The following is a 21,281-nucleotide window of genomic DNA, read 5'->3' as shown; positions in this document are numbered from 1 at the left end:
GATAATTCCTATTTCTAATTAGCTGCCATCCGTCTCCAATAATGAATAACCGACAACTAGTAACCAATAACTAACAACTAATAACGAACAGATCGTCCTCTCCATCCATAAGCCAGCACCACTACAAAACAGACTAAAGGCACGATATAACCGATCTGTATACTATCACCGGCATAATCTATTAAGCTACCCATACCGTACGGCAAAATAGCGCCTCCTACAATGGACATAATAAGCCAGGACGAGGCAGTCTTTGTTTGGTCTCCTAAACCTTCAATGCCCAGCGCAAAAATGGTGGGAAACATGATGGACATAAAAAACCCGATTGATCCCAATGCATATACTACCGACATCCCTTCACCTAAAATAGCCACCAAACAGAGAAGAAGGGCAAACGCAGTGAAAAGAATCAGCAGTTTGCGCGACGAAAGAAAGCGTAATAAAAAAGTTCCTACAAATCGACCCAGCATAAATAAGAACCCATAGATACCTAAGTAATAACCAGCTGTCTTTTCGTCTACATTCGCACCCTGCTGAGCCATGCGAATAAAAAAGCTCGTGATACAAACTTGCGCCCCTACATAAAAGAATTGAGCTACCACACCGAGACTAAGATTCCGATATTTCCACACTGAAAAAAAGTTGCTCTTTTCAACATGTTCCGGTTGTTGACCAACTTCCGGAAGTTTGACAAAAAGGAATGCAATTGCTACTAGCAAAAGTACAGTGCCTAAGATAACATAGGGTAGTTTCACCGAGGATGCTTCGTCCATAAAATAATGCAAACGTTCGGTCTCCTGCATAGCTGCCAAGGCGTCTTTACTATATTCTTTTCCAGACAATATAAAGTTGGCTCCTACTATGGGCGCTACCATAGCAGCCAAACCGTTAAAGGAGGCCGCTAAATTTAATCGACGTCCTGCTGTAGCAGGACTCCCCAAAACGGCAGCATAAGGATTGGCCGTGGTTTCCAAGATAGCTAAACCACAACCGATGATAAAAAGTGCCAATAAAAAAATCTCATAGCTCAAATTGTTTGCTGCCGGCACGAATAGATAGGCCCCACTGGCAAAAACTAGTAAACCAATGATAATGCAGTGTTTATATCCGAAACGCTTCAATAAAAACCCGGAAGGAATGGCCATGATAAAATACGCGAGAAACACGGATGTGTCGACAAGTGCCGATTGACTATTGGTCAAATTACATGCTTTTTTCAAATGAGGAATCAGGATAGAATCCAGATTATGGGCCATTCCCCAAAGGAAAAACAGGCCTGTTACCAATATAAAAGGCAGTAAATATTTTTTCGTTGATTGTCCCGTTTTTGATTGAGCTAAGGACTCATTTACTAAAATCTCCATTGGTCAATGGGGTTTTAAGGTTTCTTTTTAGCCAATAGAATATGATCGGCAACCAGCACAACCTCTCCACGTTGATTGATGATCTCTACATGCTCCGTTACGGTACCATAGGCTGGATTTTTTGCCTCACTTTTATTGCTTATCGTCACTTCCGCGTGAATGGTATCACCAATAAAAACAGGCTTGATAAAACGTAGACGATCATAACCTTTCGAGAAAGCTTCTGGATTTATCTCGGAGGCTGTTAATCCAATACCAATGCTAAACACCATCGTTCCATGTGCTATACGTTGACCGAATGGTTGCGTTTTACACCACTCTGCATCTAAATGATGCGGAAAAAAGTCTCCGGTATGCCCCGCATGAACAACGAAGTCTGTCTCCGTCAGCGTCCTTCCCAATGTAACACGTTTATCTTCCAACTGATAGTCTTCAAAAAAAATTGATTTAAAGTACATAATGACCGGTTTATGTTAAAATTCGGTTTGTATCGGTATTCCTCCTTGATCACTACTCTGATAAGCCGCTTCGACAACAGCCATCGTTTTGATAACATCTTCTACATGAGCGCTCAACCCATCGCTCTCACCATTTTTATAGCGCATAAGGGCGGCCATACTTCCAATAAAGGCATCAGGAAACCAAGACCCTTCGATTGCCAGAGACTGCCACTGCGGCTCCTCTCCTTTTACGTGTATACAATATTCAAAGGCGTCAGGAACACCGTGTGGGTAATTCATTAACAAGCCCATCTTAACTTTTATTGCCCCTTTTGTTCCTTCCCATTTGATATAACTTTCTTGGTGTTGCGGACCAAAATCATGGTCGTGATTGGTATTAATAATCGCCCGCAAGGTGTCCCCATAGTCTAGTATGATCGCAGAGCGGGACGAAGACAATTGTTTCGCCGGGTGCTTTAAGGTCTTCGCGAATACGCTTATCGGTTCGCCAAGGAAGGAACGAATTAGGTCGATATAATGAATACTGTGATATTGTATTTCCAAGCGTGGATGTACCTTTACTAACGGAAAAAGCTCCCAAGGTGTTTGTACGGTGACCTTAACTTCCATGTCGTATAGCTCACCGATAAACCCTTCTTCAATTAGATAGCGAGCAGCATTAATATAAGGTGCTACGCGCAACTGACAGTTAATGGCTGCGGCTAGTCCTTTATCCCTACAGACCGCTAAAATCTCTTTGCTTTGCTGAAAATAGTCTCCCATAGGCTTTTGAATAAGCACCGCACTTTCGTCCGGCAGCTTCTTCAAGGTCTCTACAAACTGATCGGGCATAATGGTAATATCATAAACCGCATTGGGCGTAGCCTGAGCTACAGCTGCTTCCACAGAGTGATATACATGTGGTATGGCGAACTGTCTGGCCAATCGTGTTGCTTTTTCTTTGGTGCGATTCGTAATACCGATAACGTCAAATCCGGCTTTCTTATAGGCTGGTAAATGCGCGTCTCCTACAATTCCACCCGCCCCTATTACAATAATAGGCAACGGACGCTTCGGCAAAACAGCTTGATAAGGTATGTGTATTTCTTTATTCATGATCCAATATATTGATATCCTCTTGTGCCTGTTCCAATAAAGAGGCAATCACCTCATCTCCATTAAGAACTTCTTGTATTAACTGATCGATCCTATTAGCTATAGCTGCCCAATTCTTTTTCCGAGGCAAGGTCTGCGATTGCTCATGCAAGAGCTCAAGTTTATAATAGTAAGGGATCATTTGATTCACAAAGGGATCCTTCCAGGTAGACACACGGCATCCAATCCCTCCGTTTAAGGTAAGCTGTTTGTCCATCTGCCTACTAATGGCAAAACGTATAAAATCATAGGCGATAGAAGCATACTTACTACCGGAGCCAATGGTATAGAGCCAATAAACATTCAGAGACGTTCCCTGGCCGTTATTTCCTGCCGGTACCGATGCAATGTCAATTTTCCCTCTTAATGCCCCTTCTTTTGTTACCTCGCAAACCGAAGCAAAACCAAACCAATTCACCATCATTGCCGCTTCCCCACGTGCAAAGGCAGCACCTGCCTGTACCGACTCATATTGAAAGGAGTTGGGGTGAATACAGTCCGACTGCGATACAAGGGCTTTATAAAACTGCAAGGCTTTCTCCGCTTCTGTTGTATTTAATCGGATTTTTCCAAGCGCATCCACTAAGTTCCCCCCTCTACTCCATAATTGCAGACAAAAATCAAATACAGCATTATGCCCATCAGGATAGAGCGCCATCACACTTCCGTACAATTTATCCATTGGCCGATGGAAGAACTGTGCCACTTCCACATATTCATCCCACGTTTGGGGGACTTTCAGCTCTCTTTTATATTGTTTGTAAAAGGCTGATTTATTTTCTTCTTGTTCGAATAGATCCTTTCTGTAAATCAGGCATTCGGGCCCATCATGAAAAGGTAAACCGACCACTTGCTCATCGAAACGCTGCATGCTGAGGAGTGATGTGCTCCATCCATTAGGATAATCTTCCGGTGGGTTCGCTTGAAGCCAAGGCGCCAGATCGCAAAGCGCATTATCTGTATAAGCTTCACAGACCCAGTCCGTATTAATATGAGCGATATCCCAAACACCTTTTTTTAAACCCTGTTGCTGAATAGTTTCGTTATAAAGCTCATGTAAGTCCATAGCCACCAACTCCACTTCCAAGGAGCAGCCGGTCGCCTTCGCATAAGCTTCCCAAGCTTGCTTCATGGACCGTTCAAAGGGTTCGAACTTTCTCACCGCTATACGTAGAGGTTTATGACTCACGAGTCACCTCCCCTCCGAATTCCTTCCAAATCGACTCATTATCCTGTCCTAACATCGGCGATCCAATCGGAGAAATCAGGTATTCACCATCAATTCGGATCGGGCATCGCGTGGTTCGGTAGGTATAACCATCTTGCATTCTTACCTCCTGTATCATCTCCAACGTTTGGAAGCCTTCATGAGTCACCAGCCGATCCCAAGTTAATACCTCTGCACACCATATGTCCGCTGGTTCCAAAAGGTCTAACCATTGTTGGGTGCTTCCTCCTTTTAAATGCACAGCGATAATCTGTTTTATCTCATCGCGCTTATCAAACGCATCAGACACCAATGGGTAGTTTTCGAGATCAGGGCATTTTAACAATTTGCCCAAAACCGGAATGGAACCCATTGCTAAGGCGATATAGCCGTCAGAGCTTTGATAAATTCCATAAGGAGCACCCAGATAGGCATGTGCATTATTCACTTTTGTTCGTTGAGGCAAAGCACCTCCGTCTCTATAAAAAGTCGTAATGGCTTCAAATTGAAAATCATAGGCTGTTTCCATCATGCTTACCTGCACCAGCGCCGCCTGTTCCGTGCGGGATTGTTGAATTAAACAGGCAAGTATTCCCTGCACAAGATTTGCTCCCGCCAACATATCGACTATAGACAAGCCCATAGGCACTGGGCCGTCACCCGCGTTTCCACTGAGCCAGGTTAATCCGGTAAGCGATTGCAATAGCAAATCCTGCCCCGGTCGGTCCTTCCACGGGCCCTCATTTCCGTATCCTGATATCTCCCCATACACAATACGCGGATTGACCTTTATAATCTCGTTGAAATCAAGCCCTAGTCGTTCCATAACACCTGGACGAAAGTTATGGATCATCACATCGGCCTGCTTTAACAACTTCTTTATTAGAACAATGTCATCCGGATTCTTCAAATCAGCTGATAGACTTTCCTTGTTACGGTTAATGGCATGAAAAACGGAAGACTCGCCATTCATAATCAGGTCCGTCGTATACAGGCTTCTGCAAATATCGCCTGTTATCGGTTTCTCCACTTTAATAACACGTGCACCCAAATCCGCTAGGCGAAGGCTAGCCGAGGGGCCAGACAAAAATTGGCTAAAATCAACAACTAAATATCCTTCCAGTGGCTTCATCTTATACTATATTGAACTCATTGACAATATCGTCGGTGTCCTCACCTACTTTCGGCGCTGCCTTAGTGGCATATAACTTCTCTCCATTGATACGTATGGGATTTCGGGTTGTAGTCAGCTTTTTTCCGTCAGCCAATATCACTTCTTGTGTCATCTCCAAAACACGGAAGGCTTCGTGATCTAATGCTTGACGATAATTGAGAACCGAAGAACACCAAATGCCGTCTTTTTCAAGTCGAACTCGCCAATATTCTGTACTATTATGGCGAAAATGTTTTCCTAGCTTGCTAATAATAGCATCTCTTTTTTCGAACCAAGAAGATCGGTCTTGATAAGCTGTTAAGTCGCAACCCATGCTGGTTCCTATTTTCATTAAGTCGCCCATTGCCAAGGTCAGGTAACCATCACTTGTTTGATAAACACCGTAGGGAGCACTTAAATAAGCATGTCCGCTTCCCCGCATAGCGCTACGTTTCGGCAACTTTCCGCCATCATTTAAAAAGGTGGTAAGCAACTCAAACTGTAGATCAAGAGTAGATTCCAATAAGCTGACTTCAACCAAGGCGCTTTTTCTTGTCTTATTACGCTTTAATAAGGCGGCCAAAATACCTTGGGTCAGGTGCGCACCGCAGGCCATATCCGCCACTGCTAATCCAAATGGTACGGGTCCATCGCTTTTAGTACCCGAAAGCCAGCTAAGCCCCGACATGGCTTGTATTAGTAAGTCTTGACCAGGTTTATTGGCCCAAGGGCCTTTCTTTCCATAGCCTGTTACCACACCATATATAATTTGTGGATTAATCTTACAGGCCGCATCATACGTTAGTCCTATTTTCTCCATGACACCTGGTCGGAAATTGTGCGTCATTACGTCGGCTTTGGCAATAAGCTGTTTAACCTTTTTGAGGTCTTTCGGGTCTTTCAAGTCGGCAGCATAGGATTCTTTATTTCGATTTATGGTGTGAAAAACCAAGCTATCACCGTCAACAAACAAATTTTTAATAGCAATTTGTCTTCCACCCTCACCCTTACCCGGCCGCTCTATTTTAATAACACGGGCACCCAAATCTGCTAGTTTGAGACCCGCCGTTGGACCGGCCATAAATTGGGCAAACTCTAACACCAATATTCCTTCTAATGGCTTCATACTAATGCTTTAGACTCTTGATAGAGTTCATTTAATTTTTGCAATACGGCTTGTTCGTTTCCGCCATCGATAATAAAATTGCGCACCACATCTCCTGCATGATCCTGAAAAAACATATGGCCGTGGTAACGTGGACGAAGAAAAGCACGCTGCAATGCCGGCAGCGTATTATAAAAGTAATTTCCGCTCATTTTATTGGTGTGTACCGACTGCCAAGCTTTCAGATGCCCGGGTTGACCGCCATTATCGAAATACAGCCCAAGTTGACAAGCCGGAGAAGCCACATAGCGTACATAATCCATCGCTTCCTGCAAGTATTGACATTTAGCCGAAACCGCTAAACCTGTGCCTCCTAAGGTGCTCCGCATGTTTTCCTTTCCATCGAGACTTACCAGATCATGAAAGTCCAGTACGCGAGGGGCGTAGCCATGACGCGCATAATTCGAATACCCATACGCAAAAGGGCAATAGGCAATGTCATCGGTATTGGCCATATACTCATATACCTGAATCGGGTTTAAATGGTGAAAGCGCTTATGCACTTTGTCGGCAAGTCGCTTAAAAAGCTGTAAAGCTCGAACGCCAATAACCTCACTGACGACGTGTTCGTCTGTCTGACAGGGGTCCTCACCCAATGAGCAGCAAAACATATAGAAGCTCATCAGTGTATCGATCGGTATGAGTGCGAAACCGACGAATCCACGATCAGCAATTTCCAGTAGCTCTTCGTAGGTCGCAGGAAGTGTTAACCCATGTTTTCTTAGTAGGTCAGGCCTACTCGATGCAACTGGTGTTGCTGCATCAATGGCCAGCGCCCATTGATGACCATCAAACTGATAACTTTTATGAGAATGGCCTACACTATTTTCTTCGAGATCTTTTAAAAAATGGGATGACAAATAGTCGTCTAAAGGTAAAATGCTTTTAGTACGCGCCGCAAAACCTGCCCATGGATGATCGATGACCAATAAGTCATAGCGCTCTGCCAACTCCTGAACTGAAAAATCGGCAAAGGCCTGTAATGAGCGCTTTTCCCATTTTATCTCAATCCCGGCGTGCATTTCGCTAAATCGTTGCGCCGTGGCATGCATAGGTGTAATCCCTCTGCTGTGATTCCAAGTAATTCCTTTCAGTTCAATTCGTTTCATTCCTATTTTGTTTAAGCACCTTCGTCTTATTCCTTAGAATTTAATTGCTTTGATTCTTTCTGACTGCTTACTTACATCTCCCTTGAAAGGCAATAAGTAAAAACTATAGTGATAATCTTTAGCAGGCACTTGATATTGTGGTAAAGGTTGCGAGACTGCCGACCATGAATCGTTACCACCAACGCCCATTTGTATGAGATCGATGTTCAGGGTAATATAGCCAGCATCTTTTAACAGATATGATGCTTGGCTGTCACGATCTCTTCTTCCGTGTAAGGCCAGGCGCTCATGCTCAACAGGCTATCGGCAACAACCAGCAATCCATCATTTTGAGCATTTGACAAATGCATCCAACGAACATCGGTACGGTTGGCATTTTCCTGCGGGTACACATAAGGCTCGATGAATGTTTCAAGCGGCGCCTGATAAATACCGGCGGCAAAGCCCGATCTCCGATCTATATAGTTTTCGGAAGGGCCCTTACCATACCAGGCCAACTGATCGAAACTACGTTTTATCCCCCCTTGTATTCCTACCTTAGGCAGATTAGGTAGCTTGTTCGAAGCGTGTAACTGATAGTTTACCTTTAAAACCCCATCTCCATTAAAGACATAACTAACTTGTACCGAAGCACAGTCTTTGATCAGGTGATAAATACTGGTAACCGCAAGCTGTCCTTTTTGCGTACTATCTACGAATAGTTGCGCTAAGCTTGGTTTTGTCTCATACCAAACCTTTAATAGCTTAGATGGCTTCCAGCCTTTTCGATCATTATCGGTTTGGGGACGGGTGAAATGAGGTAAAAACGGCTGAGCGATTTGCTCCATGCCATCGCTTTTATAAGAAATGAGTGCGCCGGTCTTTTTACTGATAATTACTTCCATGCCGTTATTACTTTGCAGAATAACCTGCTCCTTATCCGATCGACACCTTACTTCTCCAAATTTACGAGGGCTTGTTTGCCCGCTTCTTATACTTGTCAGAGCCAGCTGATCCGTAGCTATTTCATAACCTTTGGCTGCCCACGACTTTTCTTCTGTTAACCGGTAACTGATATTGAGTAAATATTCTTTGTTGTCTTTTAGCTTTGGTAGATATTTACGAAGCAATACAGTGGTGTCTGATCCTGCCTTCAAGGGGTATTTTCCTAGGTTTTTTGTCAGGAGTACCTCTCCATCACCAAGTAAGGAAATAATTAGGTCATAACTATCCAAATTGCGAACAGCATGACGATTGAAAATTTGCAATCGCACTGCATTCGTATCGATCAACTTCGTCTCGATCGGTTGATACACATGCTTACATTCATACATAGCCGCCTTCGGTCGGCCATCGGAGGCAACGATGCCATCGATGCAAAAATTACCATCGTGCCTTTTCTCACCAAAATCACCCCCATAGGCAAAATAGGACTTTCCCTGCCCATCTCTTTTTATTAACCCATGATCTTTAAACTCCCAGATAAATCCGCCAATCAATCGCGGATGACTTCTGAAAATATCCCAAAACTCTTTCATATTCCCTGTCGAATTTCCCATTGAATGCGCATATTCCACAAACAAGATGGGCCTTTTATCTCCATTCTGCTGATTCAACAACAGTTCCGGTGTAAAAATCCCGGGATAGAACCTGCTGATGATATCTACATAATATTGATCCCTTGGATTACCAAGTCGATGTGCGTGGTCATTGGGTTTTAGGTACCTCGGGTCGGAGGGATCAATATAACCCTCTTCTCTTGGGCTTCCCATAGCCGGCTCGTAGTGCACTGGTCGTGTAATATCAAAATCATGGATCCACGCGGCCATAGCCGCATTATTCGGCCCTCGGCCTGCCTCATTCCCTAAACTCCAGATAATAATGGATGGATGATTTTTATCGCGCATGACCATGCGACTCGTTCGTTCCATGAAGGCATGTGTCCACTGTGGATCGTTGCTTAGTTTCCCCCCAAGACCGTGCGTTTCGTAATTAGCTTCATCCATTACAAAAATGCCATACTCATCACATAGATCGTATAAATAGGGATCATTGGGATAATGGCTGGTTCGAATGGCATTAAAATTAAATTGTTTAATCAATTGAAGGTCTTTCCTGATATCTTCCCTCGACAAGGCCTTTCCTTTTTCAGGATGTGCGTCATGGCGGTTAACGCCGTACAGATAGGTCACTTTCCCGTTTATCAGTAACTTTCCGCTATTCTTATCAAATTCTATACTACGAAAACCGACACGACAGGTTTTTACCTCCAATATTTTTCCCGTATTATCTACCAATGTCAATAAAAGGCGATATAAATATGGTTCCTCGTCCGACCATTTTTTAGGGTTAAGCACCTTCGTTTCCAATAAGCCGAATTTCACATTATCGAGTCGCGGGTAGATTTCATTTATAATATCATTGGCGGAGCGCTGTAAAGCCTTTTCAAAAACCGGTTCCCCTTCAGCATTATATAGTTGTGCACGTACACTATATCCGTTGATGGAATCGCCTGTCAGGTTCTCTATGCGTGGTCGTATACTCAGTACCGCATCTTGATAATCCTTATCCAGTTTAGCCTGCCAATGGAAATCGGCGATGCGCACTTTCGGCTCAGCTAAAAGCATCACTTCCCGTTGGATACCGCTCATACGCCAGTGATCCTGATCCTCTAAATAGGAGCCGTCACTCCAACGGATGACCTGTACCGATAGCACATTCTCACCAGTCTGGAGGTAGGGCGTTATATTAAACTCGGATGGTAGGCAGCTGTCCTCCCCATATCCCAAAAATTTTCCATTCAACCAAACTTTAAAAGCCGAACTCACACCGCCAAAATGAAGCGTAACATTTAAATTGTTCCAGTCTTCGGGTATCGTAAAAGTTCGTTGATAAGAGCCAACAGCATTGTAGTCCTTCGGAACCCTCGGCGGATCAACCGGCCGAAAGGGATAGACGGCACTTTTATAGATCGGGATATCATAGCCCTTCATCTCCCAATTGAGGGCACATCGATTTTATTCCATCCACTCACTTTAGCTTTATAAAAATCCTTCGGTGCGTCAGCAGGTTTAGTCACAAAAGCGAACTCCCATTTGCCATTCAATGATAACATTCTACCCGAGCTTTCCCGATTGTCGGATAAGGCGTCTTGTTCTGTACTATAAGAATAGGCCGTTGCACGAGCCGGCTCTCTGTTTACACTCGTTATTAATGGATCTTCCCACGGTTCTGCCTGATATACGGAAGGAACAGGTGGTATAGTGGCCGGTAAACCATCCACCGTTTGGGCATTTAGGCTTGTCGAAAGCATCCCACAGATCAAGATTACTAAATTACTTTTTAAACGACAATTGCTTATAATCACGGTTCGTTCTAATTTGCTGGCTAGTGAGTATCAAAAATAAAAGTAGGGAGCTTATCTTTTCTGTAAGAAATTGGCTAGCTGTTATAGGATATTATCATCTGATATTTTCTTTTTTCCCGACAAAAAAGAAACAAAAGCTCGTCGCTTCAAAATTTATAGGAACGGTAGTGCTTCCCAGTGCTAGCTATAAATTTTGGAGGCGACATTTTCGAAAACCAACGGTTCGTACTTTAACTTAACAACGCTATAATCTACATATTTATCGACTTATTGTCTGCAGCGGTCTCTATTGCTCCTGATAATTAATAATGTAATCCGTGTTACTTAAAATTTCTATTTCATAAAGGCCTTTACTTTTCTCAACGGCTTTTATTCCTTTTCCGTAAGGCATCACCTTACTTCTTACCCTTAGTATGCCATTTCCTGCGTCAGCCTTTACCTTTATCTCTTTTTTACTGCAATAAAGTTCAATATGCCCGGATGGTGTGGGTACTTTTCCTTCCATCCAATCCAGTCCTCCTAAATTTGGCTCAATCAAAAAGCTTGCATAACCAGGTGCTGTGGGTTTGACACCTAAGTAATACTTTCCGAGCAGATAAATGGGGCTTGCTCCCCAAGCATGACAAAGACTTTTTCCGAAAGGGCGACCGTACATGGCGTAATGTTCCGCTCCTTTCTTATCGGGATTATATTCTTCCCAAAAGGACGTAGCACCTAAGCGCAGCATCCCTCCCCAATAGTTTTTCATTTCCTGTAGAACGTATGATTGTTCGCCCATAGCGCAGAGCGCTTCCAATTCATAAAAACGCATATAAGGGGTGGTAATCTTTGGTACGGATTGGTTTAGTAAAACATTTGTTTTTACACCTTCCTTTTGCTCTTCGGTCAGGTAGTCGAAAAATATAGCAAACATATTGGTATAACGCGTCACATGATCGCTCGCCTTACCATCTATGCTGCTATGTACAAAGGCGTTCTTATCGGCATCCCAGTATTGTGAGAATATTTTGCTTTTCAGTCGTTTTGCTTCGTCTCGATATTTCGAAGCGTCCTCATTACCGAGCAAGTCGGCACATAAGGCCATTGTTTCCAGACTACGACAAAATAATAATTGTTCAAAGCTAAGCGCCCCTTTTTTGCTGAGGTTTTTCGCCCAATCGATAAACACCCAGTCGCCAGCCATTCCTTCCATAAAACCTTCCTTATTTCGCCTGCTTAAACAAAAATCCATCAGACTTTGCATTCTGGGATAAACCAATTGAATAAAAGTTTTATCGCCTGTGTACAAGTAGTAATCATAAATACCCAAGAACCAGTAAAACGTATAATCCATAATCGTATTAATATGACTACTAACCGGTTCTTTACCCCGAAGGGCCAAGGTAGTGCGCTTAACGGAAGGACTATCAAAGAAAAGGTAATAATTCATGAGGTAACTCTGGTAGGCGTCACCCGACCAGATCCAGCGATCGCGTTTGATGCCGTCAATAAAAAATTCGCGGGTGGTTAACTCCATCGTATATTTCCCCACATCCCAGATGCGATTCAACTCTTCGTCGGATGAACGAAAACTTCCTTTTGTTTCCAGTGGCAGATATTCATAGAGCATGGAAATGGAATCAATTTTTGTTTGCGCCGAAGGCTCTACATACACATAGCGGAAAGCTTTAGATAAGTTTAAGGTGGAGTCAATGGACTGTTTGCTGTTCACTTGCACGCGATCCAAGGTCTCGCAGCTTTCGGTCGACAAGGCTTCCTCTTCCGATTCTCCATAGTAAAGCGATACAATGCCCTCACCTTCCAGTCCGTGAAGTTTTATAAACCCAAAGGTTTCCTTTCCGAAATCTACGAGAAAGCCTTTTCCTTTGACTGCCCGTGACACTGCCTGTCTAGGCGTAGTAGTTAAACGGAACTGTGAAGGACGCTGCACGGGACTCTCGAAATTCCATGAACCTGCTTGCAGCCAGGTAGTACCGGATTGATCGGACGCCTTTCCTGTTTCGTCAATCCATTCCTTATCTTCGTTAGTAACCAACCAAGTACTATCCGACACGATGGTCTTCCCCTGAACATAGATGGCCGGCACCCGATCCTGCGCATATACTTTTAGATTGATCTTGTGTTTCCCGGCAGGTACATGAATGGTTTTGGGATAGCCCTCCAGCATTTTTCCATCGAGTTTTACATTATACTGCCCCTCTGTATATATGTTTACATCTTCCGGTTCTTTTAGATCGAAAACCTTATGGAAATCCACCAGCACATAGGGATTGTCCATTCGCCAAAAAGGAGGAAAGAAAGTAGCGCGCTCTGTTCGACGATTCTGCATTTGATTACTTAACCAAATTTCAAAATCACCCGGATACCAAATCCACGTAGCTTTGTTCTGTGCAAATGAAGTGGCATGAATCAAAGAAAGTATTAGAACAAGCCAGCCAAGTAATTGGATCCTGTTTTTTGGACGATATACGGACATGATTTATAAGCGTTAGTAGCTTCAAAGATAAAACTCTCCGAGCTTCTACGACTGTAAGATGTTAACCAGCTTTTGTAGTATATTAGCTAGAAAAATGGAACGTTTACGTTGTCGCTTATTGGCAGCGACACCGCCAACTACTTTATTTTTCATAACGAGTTTATTTTTATTGGCATTCAAGCTTCTCGCCAGGAGGCTCGAGGTTTCCGCAAAGAAAGTAGTCAAAGAGCCGACCGTAGGGAGCCCATGAACACCTTGAAAATAACTAAGTAGTGAATAAACTCATCGCTTGGAAATTTGCTACAAGTGGTAGTGCATCAACGTGCAAACCGCAAATTTCCTAGGCGATATTTTAGCAGAACGGAGCGTTTTTACTTTTAACCGAACGTATTATTATCTTCAGCCTTAGGATAGCCCTGTGCGTGGGAAGAATGGCCTTGGAGGATACCGAAGCAACGAGCAGCAAAGCATTTGTACGTTTGTTCATATTGCAGTACCCAAGCGGATTGAAGAAGTGAAACGGCTCCAATACGCGCCAATGATGCTTTGCAATCAGTTGCAAGGTAGCCTACACCAGCCTTGATTTATTCACATGTGTTTGTTTTCAGATGAGTTCATGAACTCATCACTACGTTCTTCGGTTTGCTCAACTTTTATCAAGAAAAGTTGATTAAAAGAAACGTTCCTTTTAAGTGCGTTTGCTCTGATTTTCACTTTTGCCTTTACTCTTAACAGCAAGTAGGACTTTAAAACAATTATTACCGAGGTTTGTCCCTTGTGTCAGGTTCTTCTGTAGCTCCGCAATTAAGCCTATTAGCTCTGATTTTAGCGAAGCGTATTCATTTACATCACTGCAGTTCCACCATATCAATATCGCTTTCTGCTAAGATAGTCAGCACTTCCTTCATTCTCGGTTTTATTTTTTCCCAAAGTATTTGGTTGCTGCAATTCCCTATCTTTAAATTGATCAATTTTGGTGGGGAACCGAGCTTGCTGATTAATTCAGGAAAGTCTGCATCTTTCGAAACGAGCACAACTTTGCCCGCAGACTTTGCCCGATTATATATTGTTAAATCATCTAAGAAATGTAGGTCTAGGCTATAAGACGATTTTACAATTACATTTAAGTGTGCCATCATCCATTTAGCGATGACGGGAGAAATATTGGTGTCTAACCAGATTTCCCAATCAAGCGGCATAAATCACAGCTGTATTCTTAACTTTTAATGAGGCGTATAATAGCGCAGCCTGTATATCCAACTTTTCCAGTATAGGATGTTGCTCCAACAGCTCCTCTTCCGAAAGTCCGCTCGCAAGCAACTCCAAAATATCGCTTACAGGAAATCTCAACCCCCTTATGGTGGGTTTTCCCCCCATCAATCCTGGTATCAGCGTAATACGATTTAATAGTTCCTGTTGCTTCGCTTCCATAGTTATACTTTCATTTAATGCAACCAAATAAATGTTATTCAAAGTTAGCAAATTTTAGTCGGATATTCAACGTTGCTAATGCCCACTGAAAATGGCATAAAGCAACATCATGACCACTATTAAACTTCCCCACGCCCATTTCACGGTTTTCGTTGTTTTTACGGCCAGATAAGGTATCACCGCTAAGTCTTCCTTTCTCCCAACAAATGAAAGTAGGATCGCTGCTCCCATCAAGATAACAAAAATATAAAACGATAACAGCAGATAATGCGGCCAAAAAGTATATTTATCTGGTGTAAATACCCATAGATAAGCGGCACCTACTCCCAAACTGAAAGCAGATCCCAAAGAAAGTACAACATTAATGGCCAGACGACTTGTCCGTTTCCAAAATACCGTCAAAAGGAAGACGACCGATAAGGGCGGTGCAATAAATCCGAGTACCGATTGGAAGACGTCGAAGAGATTGAGTCCTTTGATCTGATCAATTGCCAAGGCCATCATAATAGCAATCAGACAGCCAACAAGGATAGTTAATCGTCCGATCCGAACAATCTGCGCTTTACTAGCTGTAGGATTCAGGCGTTTGACATAGATGTCCATCGTGAAAACCGTACTCAATGAGTTTAAGGAAGAACCGATCGTACCCACTAAAACCGCTATCAATACCACAATTACCAATCCATTGAGCCCCGTTGGAAATAGGTTGGTCACCATCGTCATGTAGGCCTGTGTTGGATCGGCTAGATTTGGGTATAACACGGCGCATAGTACGCCGGTAAGAATAAAAAGAGGGAGCGACAGTATCTTTAACCAAGCGATGAAATTGACGCCTAGCTGTCCTTGTTCCAAGTTCTTCGCTCCTAAGACGGATTGTACCATCGCTTGATCCGTGCAAAAGAAAGCAATCGCAGCAACTGGATAGCCTAGGAGAATGGCATGCCAAGGGTAATCTGGATCAGATGCCGGTCTTATGAGGTTCCAGAACCCGCTCGGTACGCCTTTATAGAGAGCCGAAAAGCCGCCCACTTGATGCAATCCTAATACCGTTAGCAGGCAGGAAACCGCAATCAATAACAGCATTTGAAAGATATTGATGCGGGCAATGGTTTTCAATCCGCCAATGTAGGTAAAGAAGGCTGCAAAAAAGACAAGCACCACCACCGAAATCCACATCGGAACACCCAGTACCTGTCGAATCAGAAAACCTCCGGCAAAAAGCCCGAGGGATAACCAGGAGATCAGCATTTTCACCAATGAATACCATGCCAATATACTGCGCGTTGTATCGCCGTAGCGTTTCCCCATAAACTCGGGTAAAGTCATCACATCGGCTGCTAGGTAACGAGGCGCAAAAACAAGGGCTAACAACAATAAAAACACGAAAGCATACCAATCGAAATTTACCGCCACGATACCGGTCGTATATCCAATACTAGCAAAGGCCAAAAGCATGGAAGGCCCAACATTGGTTGCCCACATATTAAAGCCGATACTTGCCCAACCCAATGATTTGTTAGCAAGAAACAACGATTCCTGCTGCTTTGCTTTACCTAGTAAACTAGATCGAAGTCCAATGATAAGCAATAACGCAATATATCCGACAATAATTGAATAATCAACCCAGGTCAACTTTGATGCAATACTTTCCATCCTTCAATCCTTTATCTAATTGGGTTCTCTAAACCGAATTCATCATATAGTTCCTGTAGCTTTACAGGGGTTCCAAGGCGTAATGAACGGTCCATCGCTTGTAATAAGATAACGGTACCTATACCTTCAGTAATATCAGGATAAGCAGTGGTCCCGGCCGCTATATTATCGGCGAAGTATTCGAGGTAGTTTTGGTATTCACCGGCGTGATGGCTTTTTCCTTCAAATCGAAAGTAATGTTTTAGCTTATGTTCCCAAGTGATTATCTTTTCCTCTCCCTCAGCGGTGGTGACGGCATAACGCAAATCCATATAATCACTCTGACTGCAGCCTGTTGTTCCCCTCAGAATACAGCTCATTTCGCTATCCCGCGTTACGGGTTGAATTGGCCCCGTGTAGGCCCCGCTGACCCTCGCTATACGGCCATCTTTTGCTTTGAAAATGAAGTGCATCGTGTCTTCGTTTTTTAATCCTCCCGCTTTCCCGTTACTGCTTAACATGCCGTACCCCATTACCTCTTCAATATCGGGCAGATACCAACGTATAAAATCTACCGGATGGCTTAAGCCGCCATACAACCATTTGAAGTTAGATTCTAAAGACCACGGTTTCGCTAAAAACCAACGATGATCGGCATGATAATAAGCCTCTATCGTAATCAATTCTCCGATTACACCTTTTTCAAAATCGGCACGCTGCCTTTTCATGGGCTCAAAAAAACGCGAACTTTGTCCGATAAAAACTTTTTTTCCACTCGACTGCGCTAACTCCAATAAGGGCTTTGCATCAGCCAAATTATCAATAAAGGGTTTCGTGCAAACCACATGTTTTCCATGCATGAGCGCAAGTTTTACGTGTTCCGCATGAAACTTATCAGGTGTATAAACAGCGATAGCGTCTATTGATTTGTCTTCTAGTAAGTCGCTGTATTGCGTAGTATACGCGTAAAAGTTAAACTCTTCAGCTCTTTGTTTACACAGCGCCTCATTCAGATCACACATTTTTACCAGTTCAATTTTTGAACTGTTCAAGGCCGCAGAAATCGTACTACGGCCTTCACCTAAACCTAAAATTCCTAGTTTTAACATATTCGTTATTGGTTGTTTGTTATTGGTTGTTCGTTGTTCGTTATTAGTTATTAGTTATTAGTTATTGGTTGTTGGTTGTTAGTTATTAACTATTCGTTGGTAGAAAGCGGCAAATCGATATTGGATGCTGCTTCGTATTCCTTAAACCTTAGAGCCTAAAGCTTATCGCTTATAGCTTTTCTCAAAACGCACAACTCTCAGCTCATTGATCATTCAACATTCACTCATCATTCATCATTCATCATTCATCACTTCAAACCGCACCCACACCTCATTTGCTTTCGTACCGGATAAACCTTCCTGATAAGTGGACATCAAACGATTCCATTCATCGACTCGTGGATTGTTTTCCACCGTTCTTTTATTGAGTTCTTCAAAATTTGCTCCTTCCGGAATATCGATAACCAATAGTAGCTGCCGACCTGTTTTAAATAGCTGCACTTGTTGAAATTCTGCTCTGCAAAAACCCTCGGATACTTCCGGCCATTCATCAAATTGCCGACGGTGATAATCAAGATACGATTGTTGCTTGGCACTATCAGCCACTAGATTGGCCGATAGAATTAGATGATCTCGCTTTCGACTATTTTCCTTACCGTCTGTACATCGCGTCCTATCAAACACATAAAAAGGTTCGCGGACTAACATCACTTCTGCTTTTGGAAACCGTATTTTACTTTGCTCATAAAAGGCCATAGCCTCCTCCTCCTTTCCATAAAATAAAAGGCGATTTCTCCAATGGTATAAACCATCCTTACTTCCAGACTGATTCAGCAAATCAGCCATCAACTCAGCAGATAAGGTGTCACTATCGTTCAATACAAGCTGTACAAATTGATAAGGCTGTCCATGCTGCTGTGCAAAAGAAGAACAGGCGAACAACAACCAAAGGAAACAACAAGTAAGTTTTTTCATATTACTCAAATAACCAATCGATGTTCCGTTCATCAGGTGGCACACCAATATTAGCGTCATAATTTTTTAGTTCTGTAGTTCCATCTATAAATCCCAACAACAAGAGTTGTCCCTTTGGCAGGGTTAAGCTGTGCTTGCCCGCAGCAAAGGAATAGGTGTGAATGTCTACAGCGGGTTGATCGCCTAAGGCTATCGCATTGGCAATAAAGACTTCCGACTGACCATAGTCGTTGGCAGATGCATCGTGTTCCAAATCAGGCGCCGGTGCATATGAATTTTCACTGTGCTCCGCTCCGAAGGCAAGGTCTTTCTGTCTAAAATATCCCACCAATAATTTAACAGGCTTTGTTGTACTAAAACGAATGCTTGTCAGCGTGTCGATTAATTTCCGTTGACGGAGACGAACGCCTTTCAAACCAATTAAATCGGGTGCTAAATCCGACAGGCTAGCAGGCGTGTCAGCGTATGGACTCGCGCCCTTGGTCAACGAATAATATTCCAGCTCTTTATCTTCCAATTTCACTTCTACTGATTGAAGCTGATTGACTGCAACATCCGCTCTTCTAGGTGCCCCTTTCAATGAATCGATCTGTTGCCTGAAGTGGACCAACTCTTTTTCATAAAGCGGCAATAACTCTTCCCAAGTTTTATATTTTCCGTCTACGCCGCGAATGGGAATTTTACGTTGCGTAGTCTGCATACTGTTTGCATACCAATAAGTGTGACGGGTTAGTTCCGTCAACTGTCGATAATGTTCCACGCTCCGTTCCAGATAGGGTAAGGCTTGCTGTAAATCAATTATATCATTTGAATATTTGTAGCGCAATACCGCAATTGCAGCCCTTGCCTTTTCGGCATAAAAGTTGGCCAAGGCTTGATAGCAATACATATCATTGCGAATCCGTTCAAACTCCTCTTTATGGTGTTGCACACTATGCCCTACTTCTTCGATCCACTCAACCGCTTTTCGACCATGTTCTTTTACCTCATCCGCCACTTGTATTGGGGTTTCGCCTATATGCGGTTCTCCGTTCCATTCTTTCTTGGCATAATCGATGATCATCTCTCCCTCGGGTGCTTCCGACTCATAGAGTAAAGTAAAAAGTCCGTAGCGGTAAGGGTTGATCAGCTGCGTCATAAACATGCCAAGACTTAATGTTTGGCGGTTACCATCAGTAATGCCATAACGACGCAAAAGCTTAGGGGCAATTTCTCCCATTTCTTCGTAACTTTTTACTATTGCAAGCCCTGCTTCTTTATTGACACCAAATTGCCGCGCAAACAAACCCGACCAATAATCATTCTCCTCAACTTTATCCCGATTGGCTTTCCAAGCGTAGCGTGCCCACGCTTTATACCAGAGCCAATCCCGATCAACCTGTAATAGTCGCTTATTCCCCATATTGTCGATCTTATCGGCGGCATAAGGCCAATCCCAGTAAGACGCTTGTGGATATAAATGCAATCCGTTCGCTTGATACACCTGATGCATGGCTTGCACGCTTTTCTGAATAAAATCCGGTGAACCATAACGGAAGGGCTCTAAATTTGCCAGGATATGTACATTTTGTATATGCACGGGTGCTGCCTTGCTCAATGTACGATGCAAATCGGCCCATTTCCCTCTCGGCGTATACGTTGTTAAAGCCTCACCGTTATACTTAGCCATCGTGTAGAGGTTCTTATAAAGGGGAAGAGCCGCCTTCATTACGCGAGGCGCATCCGTGTCGTGTGCCCGCAAAACAATCGGCGGTTCTTGACGTAATCCCAAGCGCTTTAAGCCGTCCTGTACACCCGGAATAATGGTTTTGGTAAACCAATCCACGTCATCTTGCCCTACACCTTCCATCGCTTCTCCAAGGGTAACCAGTAAACCCACATTTGGATACTTCTCCACAAAAGCGGCAATCGACTTCCGGGTATAATCCGCAATCATCGGTATGATGGGGCGATTTCGATCCTGGGTTTTGAGTTGGTGTTTTTCAGCAAATGGTTTGGATATAATAATATTGTAGAACATTTGAATAATCCAAATCCCTCTTTTATCTGCCTCCTCCGTAATGAACTTAAAGATGGCTTCGTTTTTCTTGAATGTCTCTTCATCCACTTCTACTGCGTAAGGATATTCGGGTAAGCGCACTAAAGATGCAAAAGGATGGCCGTTCCACAGATAAAGCGAATTATACCGATTTTCCAAAAGCATATCCAGATACCGTATCCACTGCTTTTTATCATACAACCATGGGAACTCCGCTTGGGTATAGGGGTATTCATATACCGTTCTTCCTGGTAGATAGCTTGTTTTTTGAATACCGATGGCCGTCCCTCTCAATACCATTTCGGGATGGTCTTCACATACTAAGTCCGTGGGTAGCACGCCACCATTTTCCAAGATAGTCTCGGCTAATTTCAACGTGCCATATAAAATCCCGCTATCGTCAACTGCCCGGACGTAGCCGCCACCCGTATTCAGTTTGATTCGGAAACTTTCCTCCACTTCACTATTCGAAAGCACGTCCCAACGATCGGGAAAATCAGTAAACTTACCAATCAACAGAGATCGTTGTTGATACTTTTTCCTAAGACCACTGGAATCTACGTTCACTTTATAACCCGCAGAGCGCAAAGTTTTCGTCAAACTATCTGTGCCGTACGTGAAGCGCGGTGACATTTTCTTTGGCACTACTAAAACAAGTTCCTTTTTTTGTTCAGACGTAGCTGCTGATGAAAGCGAAAAAAAGGAAAAGTAAAACAATAACGCAAATCCAATATTTCTCAT

General features: G+C 43.3%; 15 protein-coding genes and 1 pseudogene. All 16 read right to left on the bottom strand.

Annotation, left to right across the window (positions count from 1 at the left end; genetic code table 11):
• Positions 1-77: 77 nt before the first annotated feature.
• Positions 78-1,364 (bottom strand): L-fucose:H+ symporter permease, encoded by a 1,287-nt coding sequence (fucP, locus tag QT327_RS17525; RefSeq protein ID WP_130856859.1) that lies wholly within the window; start codon positions 1,362-1,364, stop codon positions 78-80.
• A 14-nt stretch (positions 1,365-1,378) separates the two neighbouring features.
• Positions 1,379-1,822, bottom strand: coding sequence for a MaoC/PaaZ C-terminal domain-containing protein (locus tag QT327_RS17520; RefSeq protein WP_013665619.1), 444 nt, complete (start codon positions 1,820-1,822; stop codon positions 1,379-1,381).
• A 15-nt stretch (positions 1,823-1,837) separates the two neighbouring features.
• Complete coding sequence (locus QT327_RS17515) at positions 1,838-2,920, bottom strand: Gfo/Idh/MocA family protein (RefSeq protein WP_130856858.1); 1,083 nt, start codon at positions 2,918-2,920, stop codon at positions 1,838-1,840.
• Positions 2,913-4,121 (bottom strand): extracellular solute-binding protein, encoded by a 1,209-nt coding sequence (locus QT327_RS17510; RefSeq protein ID WP_242627261.1) that lies wholly within the window; start codon positions 4,119-4,121, stop codon positions 2,913-2,915. Before QT327_RS17510 ends, QT327_RS17515 begins: the two co-directional genes overlap by 8 nt.
• Before the next feature lie 16 nt (positions 4,122-4,137).
• A complete protein-coding gene (locus QT327_RS17505; RefSeq protein ID WP_013665616.1) occupies positions 4,138-5,298 on the bottom strand; it encodes a CaiB/BaiF CoA transferase family protein in 1,161 nt (386 codons plus the stop codon).
• 1 nt (position 5,299) lies between these two features.
• Complete coding sequence (locus QT327_RS17500) at positions 5,300-6,445, bottom strand: CaiB/BaiF CoA transferase family protein (protein WP_130856856.1); 1,146 nt, start codon at positions 6,443-6,445, stop codon at positions 5,300-5,302.
• The gene (locus QT327_RS17495) at positions 6,442-7,593 is read right to left on the bottom strand and encodes an ABC transporter substrate-binding protein (RefSeq protein ID WP_130856855.1); all 1,152 of its coding nucleotides are present in this window, start codon (positions 7,591-7,593) and stop codon (positions 6,442-6,444) included. The genes QT327_RS17500 and QT327_RS17495 overlap by 4 nt, the downstream gene beginning before the upstream one ends.
• Positions 7,594-7,626: 33 nt before the next feature.
• A pseudogene (locus QT327_RS17490) lies at positions 7,627-10,565 on the bottom strand (glycoside hydrolase family 2 TIM barrel-domain containing protein).
• Positions 10,562-10,885: a hypothetical protein gene (locus QT327_RS17485; RefSeq protein ID WP_289553588.1), complete on the bottom strand. Its 324-nt coding sequence runs from the start codon at positions 10,883-10,885 to the stop codon at positions 10,562-10,564. The pseudogene QT327_RS17490 and the gene QT327_RS17485 overlap by 4 nt, the downstream one beginning before the upstream one ends.
• Before the next feature lie 340 nt (positions 10,886-11,225).
• Positions 11,226-13,415: an alpha-L-rhamnosidase-related protein gene (locus tag QT327_RS17480; protein WP_130856853.1), complete on the bottom strand. Its 2,190-nt coding sequence runs from the start codon at positions 13,413-13,415 to the stop codon at positions 11,226-11,228.
• Between the two features lie 848 nt (positions 13,416-14,263).
• Complete coding sequence (locus QT327_RS17475; RefSeq protein WP_130856852.1) at positions 14,264-14,614, bottom strand: DUF5615 family PIN-like protein; 351 nt, start codon at positions 14,612-14,614, stop codon at positions 14,264-14,266.
• Positions 14,604-14,888 carry a DUF433 domain-containing protein gene (locus tag QT327_RS17470; RefSeq protein ID WP_242627259.1) on the bottom strand — a complete coding sequence of 95 codons (285 nt, stop codon included), beginning with the start codon at positions 14,886-14,888 and terminating at the stop codon, positions 14,604-14,606. Before QT327_RS17470 ends, QT327_RS17475 begins: the two co-directional genes overlap by 11 nt.
• A gap of 33 nt (positions 14,889-14,921) precedes the next feature.
• Entirely contained in the window at positions 14,922-16,499 is a 1,578-nt protein-coding gene (locus QT327_RS17465) for an SLC5 family protein (RefSeq protein ID WP_289553585.1), read from the bottom strand.
• Positions 16,500-16,510: 11 nt separating this feature from the next.
• Positions 16,511-17,587, bottom strand: coding sequence for a Gfo/Idh/MocA family protein (locus QT327_RS17460; protein WP_130856850.1), 1,077 nt, complete (start codon positions 17,585-17,587; stop codon positions 16,511-16,513).
• Between the two features lie 234 nt (positions 17,588-17,821).
• Positions 17,822-18,502 (bottom strand): L-rhamnose mutarotase, encoded by a 681-nt coding sequence (locus QT327_RS17455; protein ID WP_168204543.1) that lies wholly within the window; start codon positions 18,500-18,502, stop codon positions 17,822-17,824.
• A gap of 1 nt (position 18,503) precedes the next feature.
• Positions 18,504-21,281, bottom strand: a complete 2,778-nt coding sequence (locus tag QT327_RS17450; protein WP_130856848.1) for an alpha-d-galacturonidase — start codon at positions 21,279-21,281, stop codon at positions 18,504-18,506.

This window comes from Olivibacter sp. 47, from assembly GCF_030372825.1.
Lineage (GTDB): Bacteria > Bacteroidota > Bacteroidia > Sphingobacteriales > Sphingobacteriaceae > Olivibacter > Olivibacter oleidegradans.
This window is presented reverse-complemented; position numbering and strand designations above follow the sequence as displayed.

Bases quoted from the DNA above. Each gene is read 5' to 3' on its own strand.
- fucP (WP_130856859.1), bottom strand. From the start codon at position 1,364: ATGGAGATTTTAGTAAATGAGTCCTTAGCTCAATCAAAAACGGGACAA.
- QT327_RS17520 (WP_013665619.1), bottom strand. From the start codon at position 1,822: ATGTACTTTAAATCAATTTTTTTTGAAGACTATCAGTTGGAAGATAAA.
- QT327_RS17515 (WP_130856858.1), bottom strand. From the start codon at position 2,920: ATGAATAAAGAAATACACATACCTTATCAAGCTGTTTTGCCGAAGCGT.
- QT327_RS17505 (WP_013665616.1), bottom strand. From the start codon at position 5,298: ATGAAGCCACTGGAAGGATATTTAGTTGTTGATTTTAGCCAATTTTTG.
- QT327_RS17500 (WP_130856856.1), bottom strand. From the start codon at position 6,445: ATGAAGCCATTAGAAGGAATATTGGTGTTAGAGTTTGCCCAATTTATG.
- QT327_RS17495 (WP_130856855.1), bottom strand. From the start codon at position 7,593: ATGAAACGAATTGAACTGAAAGGAATTACTTGGAATCACAGCAGAGGG.
- QT327_RS17485 (WP_289553588.1), bottom strand. From the start codon at position 10,885: ATGCTTTCGACAAGCCTAAATGCCCAAACGGTGGATGGTTTACCGGCC.
- QT327_RS17480 (WP_130856853.1), bottom strand. From the start codon at position 13,415: ATGTCCGTATATCGTCCAAAAAACAGGATCCAATTACTTGGCTGGCTT.
- QT327_RS17475 (WP_130856852.1), bottom strand. From the start codon at position 14,614: ATGCCGCTTGATTGGGAAATCTGGTTAGACACCAATATTTCTCCCGTC.
- QT327_RS17465 (WP_289553585.1), bottom strand. From the start codon at position 16,499: ATGGAAAGTATTGCATCAAAGTTGACCTGGGTTGATTATTCAATTATT.
- QT327_RS17460 (WP_130856850.1), bottom strand. From the start codon at position 17,587: ATGTTAAAACTAGGAATTTTAGGTTTAGGTGAAGGCCGTAGTACGATT.
- QT327_RS17455 (WP_168204543.1), bottom strand. From the start codon at position 18,502: ATGAAAAAACTTACTTGTTGTTTCCTTTGGTTGTTGTTCGCCTGTTCT.
- QT327_RS17450 (WP_130856848.1), bottom strand. From the start codon at position 21,281: ATGAGAAATATTGGATTTGCGTTATTGTTTTACTTTTCCTTTTTTTCG.